Origin of the sequence: Streptomyces ochraceiscleroticus (assembly GCF_000720485.1) — a bacterium.
In the GTDB taxonomy this organism is placed as follows: Bacteria; Actinomycetota; Actinomycetes; order Streptomycetales; family Streptomycetaceae; genus Streptomyces; species Streptomyces ochraceiscleroticus.
Window position 1 is genome coordinate 74,153 of record NZ_JOAX01000022.1, and the last position, 16,548, is coordinate 90,700.

The 16,548-nt window shown below is 68.9% G+C and carries 18 protein-coding genes; 8 read left to right on the plus strand and 10 right to left on the minus strand.

The features are described 5' to 3' along the window. Window positions 1–2: 2 nt before the first annotated feature. Genes IG84_RS0125715 through IG84_RS0125730 form a run of 4 tightly spaced genes read right to left on the minus strand, consistent with a single transcriptional unit; the run spans window position 3 to window position 3,398 of the window. The gene (locus tag IG84_RS0125715) at window positions 3–1,490 is read right to left on the minus strand and encodes an aldehyde dehydrogenase (protein WP_031061916.1); all 1,488 of its coding nucleotides are present in this window, start codon (window positions 1,488–1,490) and stop codon (window positions 3–5) included. Next, window positions 1,483–2,214, minus strand: coding sequence for an alpha/beta fold hydrolase (locus IG84_RS0125720; RefSeq protein WP_031061918.1), 732 nt, complete (start codon window positions 2,212–2,214; stop codon window positions 1,483–1,485). The genes IG84_RS0125715 and IG84_RS0125720 overlap by 8 nt, the downstream gene beginning before the upstream one ends. A 6-nt stretch (window positions 2,215–2,220) precedes the next feature. Continuing rightward, complete coding sequence (locus IG84_RS0125725) at window positions 2,221–2,772, minus strand: amino acid synthesis family protein (protein WP_031061920.1); 552 nt, start codon at window positions 2,770–2,772, stop codon at window positions 2,221–2,223. Next, a complete protein-coding gene (locus tag IG84_RS0125730) occupies window positions 2,769–3,398 on the minus strand; it encodes an amino acid synthesis family protein (RefSeq protein WP_031061924.1) in 630 nt (209 codons plus the stop codon). The genes IG84_RS0125725 and IG84_RS0125730 overlap by 4 nt, the downstream gene beginning before the upstream one ends. A gap of 273 nt (window positions 3,399–3,671) precedes the next feature. Here IG84_RS0125730 and IG84_RS0125735 point away from each other — a divergent pair, with 273 nt between their 5' ends. From IG84_RS0125735 to IG84_RS0125755, 5 genes are all read left to right on the plus strand, one after another. Next, window positions 3,672–5,261, plus strand: coding sequence for a BCCT family transporter (locus tag IG84_RS0125735; RefSeq protein ID WP_245659608.1), 1,590 nt, complete (start codon window positions 3,672–3,674; stop codon window positions 5,259–5,261). Next, complete coding sequence (locus IG84_RS0125740) at window positions 5,248–5,673, plus strand: ester cyclase (RefSeq protein WP_031061930.1); 426 nt, start codon at window positions 5,248–5,250, stop codon at window positions 5,671–5,673. The genes IG84_RS0125735 and IG84_RS0125740 overlap by 14 nt, the downstream gene beginning before the upstream one ends. Window positions 5,674–5,699: 26 nt before the next feature. Beyond that, window positions 5,700–6,203 carry a flavin reductase family protein gene (locus tag IG84_RS0125745; RefSeq protein WP_107053958.1) on the plus strand — a complete coding sequence of 168 codons (504 nt, stop codon included), beginning with the start codon at window positions 5,700–5,702 and terminating at the stop codon, window positions 6,201–6,203. 70 nt (window positions 6,204–6,273) lie between these two features. After that, window positions 6,274–6,912, plus strand: a complete 639-nt coding sequence (locus IG84_RS0125750) for a GntR family transcriptional regulator (protein ID WP_031061938.1) — start codon at window positions 6,274–6,276, stop codon at window positions 6,910–6,912. A 22-nt stretch (window positions 6,913–6,934) separates the two neighbouring features. Then, a complete protein-coding gene (locus tag IG84_RS0125755; protein ID WP_281179381.1) occupies window positions 6,935–7,198 on the plus strand; it encodes a LysR substrate-binding domain-containing protein in 264 nt (87 codons plus the stop codon). Between the two features lie 13 nt (window positions 7,199–7,211). Here the strand turns inward: IG84_RS0125755 and IG84_RS0125760 are convergent, their stop codons facing one another. Next, window positions 7,212–8,114 (minus strand): helix-turn-helix transcriptional regulator, encoded by a 903-nt coding sequence (locus tag IG84_RS0125760; protein WP_031061943.1) that lies wholly within the window; start codon window positions 8,112–8,114, stop codon window positions 7,212–7,214. Between the two features lie 189 nt (window positions 8,115–8,303). Here IG84_RS0125760 and IG84_RS0125765 point away from each other — a divergent pair, with 189 nt between their 5' ends. After that, entirely contained in the window at window positions 8,304–9,281 is a 978-nt protein-coding gene (locus IG84_RS0125765) for an aldo/keto reductase (protein ID WP_031061946.1), read from the plus strand. A 42-nt stretch (window positions 9,282–9,323) separates the two neighbouring features. Further along, window positions 9,324–10,175, plus strand: a complete 852-nt coding sequence (locus IG84_RS0125770; protein WP_031061949.1) for an aldo/keto reductase — start codon at window positions 9,324–9,326, stop codon at window positions 10,173–10,175. On the opposite strand, the gene IG84_RS0125775 is transcribed toward IG84_RS0125770, so the two are convergent. Then, complete coding sequence (locus IG84_RS0125775) at window positions 10,150–11,100, minus strand: LysR family transcriptional regulator (protein ID WP_078649389.1); 951 nt, start codon at window positions 11,098–11,100, stop codon at window positions 10,150–10,152. The two genes, IG84_RS0125770 and IG84_RS0125775, sit on opposite strands and share 26 nt — an antisense overlap. Before the next feature lie 190 nt (window positions 11,101–11,290). Between IG84_RS0125775 and IG84_RS0125780 the strand changes: the two genes are divergently transcribed. After that, on the plus strand, window positions 11,291–12,148 hold the full coding sequence (locus tag IG84_RS0125780; protein WP_031061954.1) for an alpha/beta fold hydrolase: 858 nt from the start codon (window positions 11,291–11,293) through the stop codon (window positions 12,146–12,148). Window positions 12,149–12,206: 58 nt separating this feature from the next. Here the strand turns inward: IG84_RS0125780 and IG84_RS0125785 are convergent, their stop codons facing one another. The 4 genes from IG84_RS0125785 to IG84_RS0125800 all read right to left on the minus strand — a co-directional run bounded on the left by IG84_RS0125785 (window position 12,207) and on the right by IG84_RS0125800 (window position 16,361). Beyond that, window positions 12,207–12,980 (minus strand): SDR family NAD(P)-dependent oxidoreductase, encoded by a 774-nt coding sequence (locus tag IG84_RS0125785; RefSeq protein ID WP_031061956.1) that lies wholly within the window; start codon window positions 12,978–12,980, stop codon window positions 12,207–12,209. Window positions 12,981–13,056: 76 nt separating this feature from the next. Next, on the minus strand, window positions 13,057–14,061 hold the full coding sequence (locus IG84_RS0125790; RefSeq protein WP_031061960.1) for a transketolase family protein: 1,005 nt from the start codon (window positions 14,059–14,061) through the stop codon (window positions 13,057–13,059). Next, on the minus strand, window positions 14,058–14,960 hold the full coding sequence (locus tag IG84_RS0125795; protein WP_051862413.1) for a transketolase: 903 nt from the start codon (window positions 14,958–14,960) through the stop codon (window positions 14,058–14,060). Before IG84_RS0125795 ends, IG84_RS0125790 begins: the two co-directional genes overlap by 4 nt. Window positions 14,961–14,963: 3 nt before the next feature. Continuing rightward, entirely contained in the window at window positions 14,964–16,361 is a 1,398-nt protein-coding gene (locus tag IG84_RS0125800) for an MFS transporter (RefSeq protein WP_245659609.1), read from the minus strand. Window positions 16,362–16,548: the final 187 nt, after the last annotated feature.

Genomic DNA, 16,548 nt, shown 5'->3' on the forward strand with positions numbered 1-16,548 from the left:
CCTCAGCTCCGCATCGTGAACGGGTCGGCCACGGGCTCCTCGCTCGTGTTGATCCAGACGCTCTTGAGCCGGGTGTACTCCTTGATCGTCTCGGTGCCGTGCTCGACGCCGGCGCCGCTGGTCTTGAAGCCCTGCCGCGGCGACATCGGCGACATCGCCCGGTAGGTGTTCACCCAGACGGTCCCGGCGTCCAGCCGCGCCGCCATCCGGTGCGCCCGCGAGAGGTTCTGCGTCCAGACGCCGGCCGCGAGACCGTACTCGGTGTCGTTCGCCAGGCGGACGACCTCGTCCTCGGTGTCGAACGGCATGATCGCCAGGACGGGGCCGAAGATCTCCTCGCGTACGACGCGCATGCCGTTGTCGACGTCCACGAGGATGGTGGGCTCGTAGAAGTAGCCGCCGAGACCGCCATCGGTGGCGTTTCCGCCGGTCAGCACCCGGGCGCCTTCGCCGCGGCCGAGGTCGACATACCCGGCCACCTTGTCCCGCTGGCCTTCGAAAGCCAGCGGACCGAGCTCGGTCTCCTCGTCCATGGGGTCGCCGATACGGATGGTCTTCGCGCGTTCGGAGACCCGCTCGAGCAGCTCGTCGTAGACCGACCGGTGCGCGAACACACGGCTGCCGGCGATGCAGGTCTGGCCGGCGGCGGCGAAGATGCCGGCGACCACTCCCATCGCGGCGTTCGGGATGTTCGCGTCCTCGAAGACGATGTTGGGAGACTTGCCACCGAGTTCGAGGGTCGAGCCGATGAAACGGCCGGCGGTCGCCGCGGCGATCCGCGACCCGGTGGCGGTACTGCCGGTGAACGAGATCTTCGCGAGGTCGCGGTGGTCGACCAGGGCCTGCCCGGCCTCGGCGCCGAGCCCGGTGACGACGTTCACCGCACCCGGCGGGAACCCCGCCTCCAGCGCCAGCTCGGCGAGCTTGAGCACCGTTGCCGAGGTGTACTCCGAGGGCTTGATCACAACGGTGTTGCCGGCGCAGAGCGCGGGCGCCAGCTTGCTGCTGGTCAGCGTCAGCGGAGAATTCCAGGGCGTGATCGCACCGACGACACCCAACGGCTCCCGTGCCGTGTAATTCAGCACCTGGCGGTCGGAGGTGGGGACGACAGCACCGTGGATCTTGTCCGCCAGGCCGGCGTAGTAGTGGTAGTACTCCGGCAGGGTGGCGAGCTGCCCGCGCATCTCGCGCAGCAGCTTGCCGTTGTCCTGCGTCTCCATGCGGGCGAGCTCTTCGGCGTTCTCGGCGATCAGGTCGCCGAGCCGGCGCAGCAGGTGCCCGCGTCGCGTCTGGCTGAGGTCACGCCAGCGCGGGTCCTCGAACGCCTCCTTCGCGGCGGCCACCGCCCGGTCGATGTCGGCGGCATTCCCGCGCGCCGCCCGGTAGAGAACCTGGCGCGTGGCCGGGTTGGTGCTCTCGAAGTACTCGCCCGAGGCGGGCTCGACCCACCTCCCGCCGATGAAGTGCTGCGACGTGTTGAGCTCAGGCATGTGCGCACTCTCCGATGAAGGTGGTGAGGGTGTTGACGAACGCCTCGGGGCGCTCGACGGGCAGCATGTGACGTGCCTCGGGGACGACCGCCGCGCGGCAGTCGGGAAGCGCCGAGGCGAGCCGATGGGTCATCGCGGGGGTGGAACCCGGATCGTTCTCCCCCGTCACCGCCAGTGCGCGTACGGTGATCGCGCCCAGGTCCGGCCCGAGCTCGGCGTCTGCGGTGGCGAACACGCGGTAGCAGTTGAGGAAGGAGCTGACGTCGTTGGCCCGCAGGGTGGATTCGGTCCGGCCGATCAGGGCGGGGGCGACGTCGGTGCCGGCGTACCAACGCTCCAGGGACGCGGTGGCACTGGCCGCGAAGTCGGCCTCCGCGGTGTGCAGCCGGGCGAGGACGGACGCCCGCTCCTCGGACGTCCGCCGGCACACCGAGCTGACCGAGGTCAGCGTGGCCACCAGCTCCGGCCGGTGCAGTGCCAGGTGCTGGGCGACGAGCGCACCCAGTGAGAAACCGACCAGGTGCGAGCCCGCCGGGATCTCACCGGCCACCCCGTCGGCCAGGTCTGCGAGTGTCACTCCGTTACTCGCCGGCGGACGGGAGCCGTGGCCCGGCAGGTCGGGGGTGAGCACGGTGAATCGGTCGGCCAGCAGTGCGGCGGCGGGCTCCCACATGGTGTGGTCGAGCCCGACACCGTGCAACAACACAATGGTCGGCTTGCTCATGAGTGCCTACTGCTCGGTCGAGAGCGGAGCCAGGCGCTGCTGGGGGCGTCCCTGGGCGGCGGCGGCGAGCGCGACGACGATCTCGTCGGGGTGGGGAGCGTCGGTGATCCGGACCTCGGTGGTCTGGTGGTGCGAGCGGATCGTTGCGTCGGTGATGTGCTTCAGGGGGATGTCGAACACTACGCCGGCAGCACCGCGCTTCTCGACGGCCGGCAGCAGAGTAGTGGCATTGGCGGCCTTGCGGAAGTGGTCGCCGAACTGGAGCGTGTGGATCAGGGCCGAGCCGTGCTCGATCTCGCCGTCCAGGCCGACGATGGCCGCCTTGCCGTACGCCTCGGCGGGGGCCCCGAGGGCATCGAGTACTGCGGGGGCCAGCAGCGCGCCGAGGTCGGAGGCGGTCGCGTCGATGCCGGGAGCGAGGTCCTCGACGAAGCCCTGACCGGCCCACGGGTTCTCGATCACCGCCGCGACGACGGCGATGCGGGCGGCCGGGGTGACCTCGCGGCCGCCTTCCGTACGGATTTCCTCAACGGTGGTCACGATCTTGCGGACGTTCATGACGGGACCTTCTCCAGGGTTTCGGTGGTGACGACAGGGTCGGTCTTGCGGTCCCCGATACGGGGGTGCGGGCGGGGCCCCGTCGACGCGGCGGCGATGACGACGATCTCGTCCGCACGCGGGGCGTCGGCAACACGGGCGCTGATGGTCTGGTAGTGACTGCGCGTTGCGGCGTGCGTCTTGTGCCAGAGCGGGACGACCAGCGTCTCGCCGGCTTCGGCGCGGGTGTCGGCGAAGCAGATGATCGACTCACCCTGGAGGAATTCCCGTACCAGGTTGCCGAAGTACGGCGTGTGGATGAGGGCTCCGGCGTGCTCGATCTCGCCCGCCGTACCAACGATCGCGGCCTTGCCGAAGGCTTCGATCTCCGCCACGCCGCCCAGGGCGTCGATGAGCCGGTCGGTGAGCAGCCGCGCGAGCACCGGGGCGACCCGGCTCTGCTCCGCGTGCAGATCGGTAGTAGGGCCGGCGCCCGCCCAGGGGTTCCGGATGACGGCCGCGACGCTGGCTCGCCGCGCGGGCTGCGCGGGGGCCTCGCCCGCCTCGGTGAAGACGACGTCGCGGTAGAGCACGAGCTTGCGGAGGCCGATGCTGTCGTCAGGACGATCCGTGATGCGCTCTTGCATGCCACAGGACGATAAGTACGCCCCTTGCATCGGTCAAGGGGGTGGGCGGCGATGATCCTCCACTTCTCTGTCCGGCCCCGCCAATGCCGCCTCTATATGGCCTTTGAACTGGGCATTCCGAGGAGTGGCCGATCGGGTTGCGATTCCGCCGCGACAGACTCTTGACGCTCAACCTGTGACATGCCTTACTGCTTCTTGTATGCCAGATCAGGCAGCCGTCGAACCCCGGACTCAAGGAGTTTCATGTCCAGTCCCCCTCGATCGGGTGCAGAAATGACCCCCGTGACGCCGTCCGGGAGCGTCGACGAAAGCACCACTCATGACACTGGCGAAGACCGTGAAGGCGACGGCCACCACCGCGTGGGCAAGCTCGGCTCCGTCTTCTGGTCCTCGCTCGGCATCTCCGCCCTCTTCGTCGGCTGGGCGGTGCTCTTCAGGGAGAACCTGAACGAGGTCACCACCGCCTCGCTGAACTGGGTGACAGCCACGTTCGGTTGGACCTATCTGGTGGTCACCCTCGCCATCCTGGTCTTCCTGGTGTTCCTGGCCTTCAGCCCCACCGGTGAGATCCGGCTCGGCAAGGACACCGACCGCCCCGAGTTCTCGACGCCGACCTGGTTCGCGATGATCCTCAGCGCGGTCATGGGCATCGGGCTGGTCTCCTACGGCGTCGCCGAACCGATCTCCCACCTCGCGACACCGCCGCACGGCCTCGCGGAGCCCAACACGCCGGCGGCGGCCGTACGGGCCCTGCAGTACTCCTACTTCGACTGGGGCCTGCACGCCTGGGCGATCTTCGCCGTCTTCGGTCTCGCCATCGCGTACTCGACCCACCGCAAGGGCCGCCGCACGCTGGTCAGCCAGTTGTTCGTGCCGCTGCTGGGCGACCGGGTGAACGGGCCGATCGGCAAGGCGATCGACGTGCTCGCCGTGTTCGCCACGCTCTTCGGCACCACGACGTCCCTCGGCCTGGGCGCGCTCCAGGTCAACAACGGTCTCGGTACCCTGTTCGGCATCCCGGTCAACTCGGTGACACAGGTGCTCATCATCGCCGCCGTCACGGCCGTCTTCACACTCTCGGCCGTGACCGGTGTCAGCAAGGGGATCAAGTTCCTGAGCCAGGGCAGCTCACTGCTCGCGGTCGCGTTGTTCGTCTTCATGCTGGTCGTCGGCCCCACCGTCTTCGTCGCGAACCTGTACATCGAGTCCATGGGCCGGTGGGCCACCGACTTCTTCCGGATGAGCCTCCAGGGCACCGCGTTCGGCGGGCTGGAGTGGATGCAGATGTGGACCTACTTCATGATGGCCTGGTGGGTCTCCTGGGGCGCCTTCGTCGGTGTCTTCCTCGCCCGCATCTCCCGTGGCCGCACCATCCGCGGGTTCATCATGGGCGTCCTGGTCGTCCCCAGCGTTGTGTTCTTCACATGGTTCACGGTCTTCGGCGGCACGGCGATCCATCTCGACCTGTTCCAGGGCGGCAACATCGCCAAGCGGACCGCGGCCGACGTCAACAGCGCGTTCTTCGCGACGCTCGAACACTTCCCCCTCGCCGGCATCACCTCGGTGATCGCGATCATCCTGGTCGTGCTGTTCTTCGTCTCCGGTGCGGATGCCAACACCTATGTGCTGTCCATGATGACCTCGGACGGATCGCTCACCCCGCGTCGTCCGGTGCTCATCCTCTGGGGAGTCCTCACCGGTGTCACCGCCGTGGTGCTCATGCTCGCCGGCGGCCTGACCGCCCTTCAGAACACCGTAATCGTCACGTCGTTGCCCTTCCTCGTCATCATCGCCGGACTGGCGGTGTCCTTCTGGAAGGAACTGGGCGCGGACCGAAAGGAGAAGACTGATGTCGCACACTGAAACGCGTCGCGGACTCATCGAGAAGGTGTGGGCCGCGGCCTGGGAGCAGGGCGATGTCGACGCCCTCGACCAGTTGCTGAGCCCGGACTACCGCCGCCATGGCACGGACGCGCAGCCGCAGGACCTGAGCACCTTCAAGGCATCGATCGTCTCCACCAGAGCGGCGTTCCCGGACTTGGCCACGGCCATCGACGACATCGTGGTCGACGGCGACAGAGCGGCGATCCGCTGGCACAGCAGCGGCACCCACGTGAACTCGTTTCTCGGCGTCCCCGCCACCGAGCGGCGTGTCGAGGTGAGCGGCGCCACCTTCGCCCGATTCGAGGGGGATCGCATCGTCGAGGAGTACGTGACCTGGGACCCGAGGGCGCTGCTCTCGGCCCTGGGCATCATCCGAGTGGGCCAGGACTGACGATCAACATGACAAGGAGCACTTCCATGACACCACTGTCCACGCAGCCCGACATCGACCTGATGAAGCAGGTCAACCGGCAGTTCGTCACCGGCGTCACGGTCGTGACCGCGATGGACGGGGACACCCCCAGGGGGCTGGCCGTCAATGCGTTCTCGAGCATCTCGCTCGATCCCGCGACCGTGATGGTGTGCGTCCAGCGCACCTCGTCCACGCACGACTGTCTGTTCCGGGCCGATCACCTCGCGATCAACATCCTCTCCACGGACCAACTCGACGTCGTCAGCACGTTCGCGGGGAAGTCCGATGATAAGTTCAAGGATCTGGACTGGCAGAGCGGCCCGTTCGGGAGCCCACTGATCGCGCGGAGCAGCGCGCAGATGGAGGTCGAGATCCGCGAGCGGCTCCAGGCCAGTACTCACACCGTCTTCATCTGCCGTGTGGTGCATGCCGCGGTGACCGAGAACAACCCGATGGTCTACAGCGCGGGTAAGTTCTTCGACGGTGGCGCGCTCGCGCCTCTGGGATGATCGGCGGGCGGCTCGAGAGACGGAGGAGGGCTCGGTGAATCGCGGCACAAGCGGAGCTACGAAGGGGTCGATGCAGGCCAGGGTCATCGATGAAATGCGGCGGCGCATCATCAAAGGTGACATCAAGCCCGGCGCTCCGCTCTCGGAGCTCGCGCTCGCGGACGAGTTCGGCGTCAGCCGTACACCGGTCCGCGAGGCACTCAAGCAGCTCCAGACCGAGGGGCTGGTCGAGATCCGGCCCCGCGTCGGCACCTTTGTCACCACTCCGTCCCGCCGCGAGATCACCGAGCTCTTCGAGATGAAGGAGCTCCTGGAGGGGGCGGCCGCCCGCCTCCTCGCCCAGCGCGGCCGGGTCCCGGAGATCGACAAGCTGGAGCGGAACCTGCGCGAGGCCGATGAAGCGGTGGCGCGGGACGACCGGGAGCGTTACGCCGAGCTGGTCCAGGAGTTCCATGACGTCCTCATCGCCGGCGCCGACAACAGCAAGCTGGAAGCCCACTACCGGATGCTGATGAACCAGCTCGCCTACTCCCGGCTGGTCAACACGTCCTTGAGCCAACCGGGACGTCCCCTCCAGTCGGACCGCGAGCACCACCTCGTCCTGGAGCTGATCCTGGAGAAGGACGGCGACAGCGCCGAACACATCATGCGCGAACACGTCAGGGCCAGCCGACGCGCACTGCTGGCGGGGCTGCCTATTGGCGGCTAGGGCGCCCGGGCGGGCTCGGTGGGTGGTCCACTGCCGGGCCGGACTCGGCATTGCGATGGCTCCGCGGCTCGCGCTCACCAATCGACGCGACGACGTACGCCTGCTGCCGCTGGGCGGCTCCGATGTCGCCGCGCCCGTCCGCCGGATTCTCCTCGCCCACCCGCAAGACCGCGCGGCGACCCCTGCCGTGCAGGCCATGACCCGCACCCTGCACTCCGCGGCAACGCGGTTCACCGGTCAACGACTCGACCGGGCCCAGCTCGGCTCGGTACGGCGCGCCAAGTAGGTATCAGGACGGCTCAGCGGCCGTCCGCGCTCGACGGGGCGCTGCCTCTGCTGGAGGACGACCGAGGGGCCGTCATGTCGAGCAGGAGCATGGCGTCGTGGTCGGGGGTGCCGGGTTCGGCGGTGTAGGCACCGAGGCGCTGGCCGGGGGTGCCGTCGAGGTGCATGCTCTGGGCGCTGAGGGTGAGGACGCCGACCTGTGGGTGGTGGAAGGTCTTCTGGATCTTCTTGCGCCCGACGACGTCATAGCGTTCCCACAGCTTGGCGAAGTCGGGGCTCTTCAGGAGGAGTTCGCCGACGAGGTGGGTGAGGTCGGGCGCGTCGGGGTTGATGCCCGCCCGGGCGCGCAGCCCGGCGACGCAGGTGCGGACCTGGTTTTCCCAGTCGGGGAAGAGCTCGCGTGCGGTGGGGTGGAGGAAGAGGTAGCGGGCGAGGTTGCGTTGTGTTGCGGGCCAGTCGGCGAGGCCCGCGTACAGGGCGAGGCCGCCGGGGTTCCAGGCGAGCAGGTCCATGCTGCGGCTGACGACGTAGGCGGGGCATGGCCGCATCGTCTCCAGCAGTAGTTTCAGGTGCGGGCGCACCGTCCGGCTCGGCGGGGGAGGCGGCTCGGGGGCGTACCGGGCGGCGCGGGCGGCGAGCTCGCGCAGGTGGTGGTGTTCGTCGTCGTCGAGCTGCAGGGCACGGGCGAGGGCGTCGACGACGCCGGGGCTGGGCCGCGTTTCCTTACCGCGTTCGAGGCGGGTGTAGTAGTCGATGCTGACCCCGGCGAGCGTGGCCAGCTCCTCGCGACGCAGGCCGGGGGTGCGCCGTACGCCGGCCCCGGGGGTGAGGCCGGCGCTCTCGGGGCTGGTCTGAGTGCGGCGGGCGCGCAGGAAGCGTCCCAGTGCGTCACCGCTGGTGTGCTGCTCGGGTGCCATATAACCAGTGTCGCTCCGTCGCCACCGGGCCGGCATCCGCGAGGGGGGCCCTGTCACACCCCCGCTCGCCGCTCCCCGGAACGATCCGGCCTGCCTCTCGGGCGCACGGGACGGCACGGTGGATGACGTCGCCGGTTCTCCCCAAGGCGGACTGGCTCGACAAAATACCTGGAGAAGGGCGAAAACGTAATGAAGTACATCAAGCTGCGTGAGCTGGAGGTGTCCCGCATCGGACTCGGCGCGATGGGGATGTCCCATGGCTACACCGACTCCGGGACCGATGAGGCGGAGTCCATCCGTACCCTCCACCGCGCCCTGGAGCTGGGTGTCACCTTCATCGACACCGCCGAGATCTACGGCCCGTACACCAACGAGGAACTGCTCGGCCGGGCGCTGAAAGGCCGCCGCGACCAGGTCGTACTGGCGTCAAAGTTCGGCATGATCTCGCACGCCGGGGCGGGCCCCTGGAACCTCGACAGCAGCCCCGCCAACATCCGCACGGCCGTCGAAGGCTCACTCAAGCGCCTCGGTACCGACCACATCGACCTCTATTACCAACACCGGGTCGACCCGAACACGCCCATCGAGGAGACGGCCGGCGCCGTGGCCGAGCTGGTCGCCGAGGGCAAGGTCCGCGCGTTCGGCCTGTCCGAAGCCGGCCCTGACACCATCCGCCGCGCGCACGCCGTCCACCCGGTCACGGCCGTCCAGTCGGAGTACTCCCTGTGGACGCGAGGTCTGGAAGAGCGCGTGCGGCCGGTGCTGCGCGAGCTGAACATCGGCCTGGTGCCGTTCGCGCCGCTCGGGCACGGCTTCCTCACCGGGAAGATCCGCTCGACCGACGACTTCAAGGAAGGCGACTTCCGGTACGGAAACCCGCGCTTCACTGGCGAGAACTTCCAGCGCAACCTGCGCCTCGCCGACGAGGTCCAGGCCATCGCGGCCGAAGCCGGCGCCACCCCGGCCCAGGTCGCCCTGGCCTGGCTCCTGGCCCAGGGCGATGACATCGCCCCCATCCCCGGCACCAAGCGCGTACACCGCGTCGAGGAAAACACTGCCGCAGACGGCATCGAGCTGACAGCCGAGCAGCTCGACAAGCTCAGCAGCCTGCCCCCGGCCGCCGGCGAAACCCACACGGAAGCCGGCCGGCAGATGCTCGAACGCTGACCCGACCACCCCCCCACCGTGTCCCACTCGGAAGGAAATCCCGTGCAGCACGTCACCCTCAACAACGGCGTCGAGATGCCGATCCTCGGCTTCGGCGTCTACCAGATTCCGCCCGAGGAGACCGAGCAGGCCGTCACCGACGCCCTCGCCGCCGGCTACCGCCTGCTCGACACTGCCGCCGCGTACGCCAACGAGGAGGCCGTCGGCCGCGCCATCAAGAACAGTGGCATTCCGCGCGAGGAGCTGTTCGTCACCACCAAGCTCTGGATCCAGGACGCGCCCGCGGAGGAGAACACCAAGCGTGCGTGTGAGGCGTCGCTGGCCAAGCTCGGTCTGGACTACCTCGACCTGTACCTGATGCACCAGCCGTACGGCGATGTATACGGGCAGTGGCGCGCCATGGAGCACCTGTACCGCGAGGGCCGCGCCAAGGCGATCGGCGTCTCCAACTTCTACCCCGACCGGCTGGTCGACCTCATCATCAACAACGAGGTCACGCCCGCGGTCAACCAGGTCGAGACCCACCCGTTCTTCCAGCGCACCGACTACCAGGCGCTCATGCGCGAGCACGGCGTCCAGATCCAGTCCTGGGGCGGCTTCGCCGAAGGCAGGAACAACCTGTTCACCGACCCACTCCTGAGCGAGATCGGTGAGAAGCACGGCAAGTCCGTGGCGCAGGTCGTACTCCGCTGGCTGATCCAGCGCGGCGTCGTCACCATCCCCAAGTCGGTCCGCGCCGAGCGGATGGCGCAGAACTTCGACGTCTTCGACTTCGAACTCACCGATGACCAGATGGCGTCCATCGCCACCCTGGACACCGGCGCCTCGCTGTTCTTCGACCACCGCGACCCGGAGATGGTCCGCTGGCTCAGCGAGCGGCGTCTGAACGACTGACAGCAGCCCCTCTCGCACGGCCCGGGCGAGCACGTGTCGTGGCACTGCGCCGGGTCTCCTCGAGGAACGCCGCGAGCACCGGAGAGCGGTCGTCCCGGCGGTGGGACAGGACCAGGTCGGGCAGCGGTGTCCGCGGAGTCACATCGCAGAACCAGGTGTCGGGCCGCCCGGCCGCGCGCATGCAGGATGGGCCGAGGCCCGCGCCGACGCCGCACGCGGCCAGACCGATGATCGTGTGCACGTCCCTCGCCTCGGTGGCCGTGTCGAGAGCCAGTGTGTTGTCTTCCAGGAGCGCCCGCAGGCCCGCGCGGACGGCCGGTTCGTCGTCCGCCGGCGTCACGATCAGGTGCTGTCGGCCGAGCTGTGCGAGGCTCACCGTCTTCAGGCCGGCGTAGGGGTGGCCCGTACCCACCACGGTGACCAGGTGATCGCGGCCGACGGTGACGGTGACGAGTTCCTCCGCACCCGCTCCGCGCGGGGCGCCCCGCCCGACCGCCAGGTCCAGTTCACCGCGGGTCAGGGCCGCGGCGCTGCGCGCGGTCGACATCTCGCGCAGTTCGAGCCGTACGTCCGGGTGGTCCCGCCGGAACGGGGCCAGTACCGACGGCAGAAACCGCAGCAGGGCCGAGCCGATGAAGCCCACCCGGAGCCGTCCTGTCTCGCCCCGCGCCGCGCGCCCCGCCTCGACCGCCGCAGCCGACATCTCGCACAGGGCCCGTCGCGCCGGTGCCAGGAACGCCGCACCCGCCGCAGTAGGGAACACACCCCCGGGAGTGCGGTCGAAGAGGCGCTCGCCCACCTCCCGTTCGAGGTCCGCGATCTGGCGGGAGAGCGGCGGCTGGGCGATCCCGAGGGCCGCCGCCGCCCGCCCGAAGTGCTGATGCTCGGCGACGGCGAGGGCGTAGCGGAGATGACGCGCTTCCATACGCCCAGCGTAAATGGTCACGGTCGCTCATACCTGTGAGGTATCGCGGGCCGCGTCGTCCGGCATCGGCGTTGTCCGCACCTCACCGGCACGGTTGAACTTGAGCAGAACGACGGACCCACCCATTCACTCACCCACTCGGTCCTCCTCCGCCCTGCTCAATCCCGCACTGTCGAAAGTGAAGCCACTCGTGATCTCCCCGACCTCGGACGTTGTGTTCGTACTCGTCCACGGAGCCTGGCACTCCTCCTGGCACTGGGCACTCACCCAGCGTTCGCTGGCTCACCTCGGCGCTGCGAGCGTCGCGCTGGACCTGCCGGGTCACGGCTTCGACGCGCCGCTGCCCTCCGGATACCTGCTCCCCGGGCAGCCGGGGCTCGCCACGGAGAAGTCCCGGCTCGCCGGGCTGACCACGGAGGAGTGCGCCGAGAGCATCCTGTCCACACTGAGGGAGGTCCGCCGGCACCACCGTACGGTCGTCCTCGTGTCCCACAGCGCCGGCGGCGGACCGGCGTCCCTCGCCGCACAGACCGCTCCGGACCTCGTCGACCGGATCGTCTACCTCTCCGCGTTCGTCCCGGCCGGGCGCCCCTGCTTCACCGACTACCTGAGCTCCCCGGAACAGACCGCGACCGTACGGGGACAGGGGCTCGGCATCGGCGACCCCGAGAGCCTCGGTGCGTTCCGTATCAATCCCGTCTCCACGGACCCCGCATACGTCGAGGAGCTGCGGCGGACGTACTACGACGACGTGCCCGCCGAGGAGTTCGCCCGCTGGCACCTCACCCTCAGCCCCGACCTGCCGTCGGCCATCCCGACGACGCCCGTCCACCTGACGGCCGACCGCTGGGGGCGCATCCCGCGCACCTTCATCCGGCTGGCCGACGACCGCGCCGCCACGTCGGCCATGCAGAACCTGATGATTACGGAGGCTGATGCGTTCGCGTCCGAGAACCCCTTCACGGTCCACGAACTGCCCGGCAGTCACTCGCCGTTCGCCGCCCGGCCCGCGGAACTCGCCGCCATGCTCGTCTCCGACCTCCATTGAGCGCCCGGAGCAGGGGAGTGCCTCAGCCCGCGACCGGCCGGGGGCAGCCCGGGAGCGTTCAGTGGATGTGCGACCCGCCGTTGATGTCGTACGTGACGCCCGTGAGGTAACCGGATGCGGGGCGGGCCAGGAAGGCGATGACATCGGCGACATCGGTGACGCTGCCGGCGCGGCGCATCGGGATATCTTCGATCATGGCGGCCTTACGCGCCGGATCGAGCTTGCCGGCGGTGATGTCGGTGTCGATCAGTCCGGGAGCAACCGAGTTGACGGTGACGCCGGAGGGACCGAGTTCACGGGCCAGGGCGCGGGAGAAGCCGAGCAGGGCCGCCTTGGCGGCCGAGTACGCAACGCCGCCGAAGACCCCGCCGCCGCGTTCGGCCGAGACGGACGACAGGTGGATGATGCGGCCGAAGCCGCGCTGTGCCATGCCGGGGGCCACTCGGCGGGTGACGAGGAAGCTGCCGCGGACGTTGACATCGAAGATGCGGTCCCACTCCTCGGCCGAGACATCGAGGAAACGGGTCGGTGAAGTGATGCCGGCGTTGTTGACCAGCGCTCCGACCGGGGGGAGGGCGGCCTCGACGGCTTCGACGGCGGCGTTCACCGCGTCGGGGTCGGTCACATCCGCGGCGAGGCCCAGCCCCTGCACGCCATGGGCCTCGGCCACCTCCCGCGCGGTGTCTTCGGCGGCTTCCTTGTCCACATCCAGTACGGCGATGTGGTAACCGTCGGCGGCCAGGGCCAGAGCAGTGGCACGGCCGATACCCCGAGGGGATCCGGCGCCGGTGACGATGGCGGTGCGGGGGGTGGAGTCGGTGGTCGTCGTCATGTGTTCTTCCTTAAGCGGCAGTTGAGGCGGAGTCATACGAGTGGAATCGCACGAACAGAGGAGCAGGGGCTGACCGTCACAGCTCTTCCCGGACGCGTGTCTTGATGGCGGACACGGAGAGCCCATAGCGGTCGTGCAGCGTGGGCAGCGCGCCCGCGGCCAGGAACGCATCGGGCAGGCCGATCGGCACGATGCGTACTCCCGCCCCGGCGTATGCCAGGCACGAGGCCACGGACTCGGCCAGGCCGCCGATGACGGTGTGGTTCTCCAGGGTCACCACGAGCCGCCCCTTCGCCGTCTCGCGCAGGATGGCCTCGGTGTCGAGGGGCTTGATGGTCGGGACGTGCAGCACGGCGGCGTCGATGTGGTCGGCCGCCAGCTCCTTCGCCGCGGTCAGCGCCCGCGTGGTCATCAGGCCCGTGGAAATGAACAACACGTCGCGGCCGGTGCGCAGTTCAGCGGCCCGTCCCAGTTCGAAGCGGTAGTCGTACTCGTCGAGTACGGTCGGCACGGCGCCGCGCAGCAGCCGTAGATAGGTGGGCCCCGGAGCGGCGGCCAGGGCCGGGACGGCCTGTTCGATGTCCACGGAGTCGGCCGGGTCGACGATGGTCAGGCCGGGCATGCCACGCAGGATGGCCAGGTCTTCGGTGGCCTGGTGGCTGGGACCGTAACCGGTGGTGAGGCCGGGCAGCGCGCCGACGACATTGACGTTGAGTCCGGGCTCGGCGATGTCCAGGCACAGGAAGTCGTATGCGCGGCGGGTGGCGAAGACGGAGTAGGTCGAGGCGAACGGTACGAGGCCGACCTCGGCCAGGCCGGCGGCCGCGCCCAGCATGGACTGTTCCGCCATGCCCATCTGGAAGAACCGGTCCGGATGGGCGTCTCGGAAGATGTGCATGTCGGTGTACTTGGCCAGGTCGGCGGAGAGCCCGACGATCTCGGGCCGCTCCTCGGCGAGCCGGGCCAGCGCGTGCCCGAAGGGCGCCTTGGTGGTGCGCTGTCCCTCCTCCGCGATCGAGGCGATCATGGCCGAGGTGGTGAGCTTGCGCGGTGCGTTCGTGCTCGTAACGGGGGCGTTCATGCGTCGGATCCCTTCCGGTTGCGGTGGTGGTGCGCCAACTGGTCGCGTGCGACCTGCCATTCGTGCTCCTCGACCCGCATGAAGTGCGCCTTTTCCCGCGTCTCCAGCAGTGGCACACCGCGTCCAATCTGGGTGTCGCAGACCAGCACGGAGGGCGAGCCCCGGTGCACGCGTGCGGCGTCAAAGGCGGTGAGGAGCGCACCGATGTCGTTGCCGTCCACCCTGATGGCGTGCCAGCCGAACGCCTCCCACTTGTCGGTGACGGGCTCGGTGCGCAGGACGCCGGCGGTGGGGCCGTCCGCCTGGAGGGCGTTGACATCGACGATGGTGGTGACGTTGTCCAGGCCGTGGTGGGCGCAGGCGAGCGCGGCTTCCCAGGTGGACCCCTCATCGAGCTCACCGTCGGAGAGCAGGTTGTACACCCGTGCCGAGCTGCCCTGATGGCGCAGTCCGAGCGCCATGCCCGCCGCGACGCCGAGGCCGTGCCCGAGCGAACCGCCGGAGATCTCCATACCGGGTGTGTACGAGGCCATGCCCGACATGGGCAGCCGCGAGTCGTCGCTGCCGTACGTAGCCAGCTCCTCGACGTTCAGGATCCCGGCCTCGGCGAGCGCGGCGTACAGGGCGATGGCGTAGTGACCGATCGAGAGCAGGAACCGGTCACGTTCCGCCCAACCCGGCTCATCAGCGCGGTAGTTCAGTACATCCTTGTAGGCGACGGCGAGGATGTCCGCCACGCCGAGGGCCTGCCCGATGTATCCCTGGCCCTGTACCTCGCCCATGTCCAGGGCGTGCCGCCGGATGCGGTAGGCCGATTCGCGCAGTGCGTTGATGCGTTGGGCGCGGTCGGTGCTGTTTTCGACAGCGGGGGTGAGAGTGGAATCGATGGAGCTGCTCACTCTTCAGTGCTCCTTGTGGGTAGCGGATGACGGGCTCGGGGCGAGCGTGCGTCGGCTTCGGTCGGTGTGCGGGATGGTCGCGGACGATGCCTGGTCCCGTGCGTGCCAGGTCTCGCGGGTCAGCAGCGTCGCCAGGAGTCCCAGGAGGCCGTAGAGACTGAACAGCACCGCGGGCCCGGTCCAGCCGATGGCGGAGTACAGCGCGGTGGCGATCATGGGCGTGAAGCCGGAGACGACCGCGGAGAGCTGGTAGGCGAGGGAGGTGCCGGCCGTACGCGTCTTGGTGGCGAACAGCTCCGAGAACCAGGCGCCCTGCACACCGGCCAGAGCGTTCTGGCAGACGCAGTAGCTGACGACGAACGTCACCAGCACCAGCACCGCGCTTTCGGTACCGATGAGCAGGAACATCGGGACGCCCCACAGCAGTGTGACCGCCGAGCCCAGGAGATAGACCGGCCGCCGCCCGATCCGGTCGGAGAGGGCGCCCCACGCAACGGTCGCGACGATGCCGAGCGCGGCGGCCGTCACGAGCGCGGTGAGGGAGACGGTCCCCGACACGTCCGGCGCGGCGTCGTCGTCCAGGTAGGACAGTACGAAGGTGATGGACACCGCGTAGCCGGCGGTCTCCGCCGATCGGAGGCAGAAGGCGCGCACCACGTTGCGCCAGTCGTCACGGACCACCTCGAGCAGGGGGTTCCTGGCCACCTGGCCGGACTCTTTGAGCTCCTCGAACTCCGGTGACTCATCGATCTTCAGCCGGATGAGGATGCCCACGACGATCAGTACGGCGCTCAGCAGGAAGGGGACGCGCCAGGCCCAGGAGCCGTCCAGCGTGCGGGTGCTCACCAGGAACGCCAGGTTGGACAGGAGCAGCCCGACGGGGAAACCGGCCTGCGTGATGCCGGTGTACAGGCCGCGTTTGCGCCACGGGGCGTGTTCGAAGGTCATCAGGATGGCGCCGCCCCACTCGGCACCGAAGGCGAGCCCCTGCACGACGCGCACGATGACGAGCAGAATCGGCGCCCACAGACCGACTGCCTGGTAAGTGGGCAGACAGCCGATGAGCACGGTGGCGACGCCCATGATCAGCAGGGAGCCGACGAGTACCGGCTTGCGGCCGATGCGATCGCCCAGGTGACCGGCGATGATGCCGCCCAGGGGGCGGGCGGCGAAGCCGATGCCCAGGGTGGCGAACGACAGCAGCAGCGCGGCTGTCGGATCGGAGCCGGGGAAGAAGACGTCCCCGAAGTACAGGGCGGCCGCCGTGCCGAACCCGATGAAGTCGTACGTCTCGATGACCGCGCCGACGCCGCAGCCGACGGCAACTCTGCGGCGTTCCGGTGAACCTTCCGCCCGTGGCCGCGCCGACGACGGTGGGGGTGGTGACATGGAGCTGACCATGCGGATCCTCCTTGATCGCAATGCGTCCGCCTGCGGTGTTGACTGTTAACAGTCAACAGATGTCGTCGATATTGAGCGCCGGGATGGCGGATGTCAACGCTTCCGACGGAGATCGTCGGTGGATCGTTGGCGGTCAACAGTTGACAGTAGGATTTGAGAGCTACGCGCTGCTGTACATCACTGAAGG

Excerpts from the sequence above, each read along its gene's own strand:
- IG84_RS0125715 (WP_031061916.1), bottom strand. The coding sequence starts at position 1,490 with ATGCCTGAGCTCAACACGTCGCAGCACTTCATCGGCGGGAGGTGGGTC.
- IG84_RS0125720 (WP_031061918.1), bottom strand. The coding sequence starts at position 2,214 with ATGAGCAAGCCGACCATTGTGTTGTTGCACGGTGTCGGGCTCGACCAC.
- IG84_RS0125725 (WP_031061920.1), bottom strand. The coding sequence starts at position 2,772 with ATGAACGTCCGCAAGATCGTGACCACCGTTGAGGAAATCCGTACGGAA.
- IG84_RS0125730 (WP_031061924.1), bottom strand. The coding sequence starts at position 3,398 with ATGCAAGAGCGCATCACGGATCGTCCTGACGACAGCATCGGCCTCCGC.
- IG84_RS0125735 (WP_245659608.1), top strand. The coding sequence starts at position 3,672 with ATGACCCCCGTGACGCCGTCCGGGAGCGTCGACGAAAGCACCACTCAT.
- IG84_RS0125740 (WP_031061930.1), top strand. The coding sequence starts at position 5,248 with ATGTCGCACACTGAAACGCGTCGCGGACTCATCGAGAAGGTGTGGGCC.
- IG84_RS0125745 (WP_107053958.1), top strand. The coding sequence starts at position 5,700 with ATGACACCACTGTCCACGCAGCCCGACATCGACCTGATGAAGCAGGTC.
- IG84_RS0125750 (WP_031061938.1), top strand. The coding sequence starts at position 6,274 with ATGCAGGCCAGGGTCATCGATGAAATGCGGCGGCGCATCATCAAAGGT.
- IG84_RS0125760 (WP_031061943.1), bottom strand. The coding sequence starts at position 8,114 with ATGGCACCCGAGCAGCACACCAGCGGTGACGCACTGGGACGCTTCCTG.
- IG84_RS0125765 (WP_031061946.1), top strand. The coding sequence starts at position 8,304 with ATGAAGTACATCAAGCTGCGTGAGCTGGAGGTGTCCCGCATCGGACTC.
- IG84_RS0125775 (WP_078649389.1), bottom strand. The coding sequence starts at position 11,100 with ATGGAAGCGCGTCATCTCCGCTACGCCCTCGCCGTCGCCGAGCATCAG.
- IG84_RS0125785 (WP_031061956.1), bottom strand. The coding sequence starts at position 12,980 with ATGACGACGACCACCGACTCCACCCCCCGCACCGCCATCGTCACCGGC.
- IG84_RS0125790 (WP_031061960.1), bottom strand. The coding sequence starts at position 14,061 with ATGAACGCCCCCGTTACGAGCACGAACGCACCGCGCAAGCTCACCACC.
- IG84_RS0125800 (WP_245659609.1), bottom strand. The coding sequence starts at position 16,361 with ATGGTCAGCTCCATGTCACCACCCCCACCGTCGTCGGCGCGGCCACGG.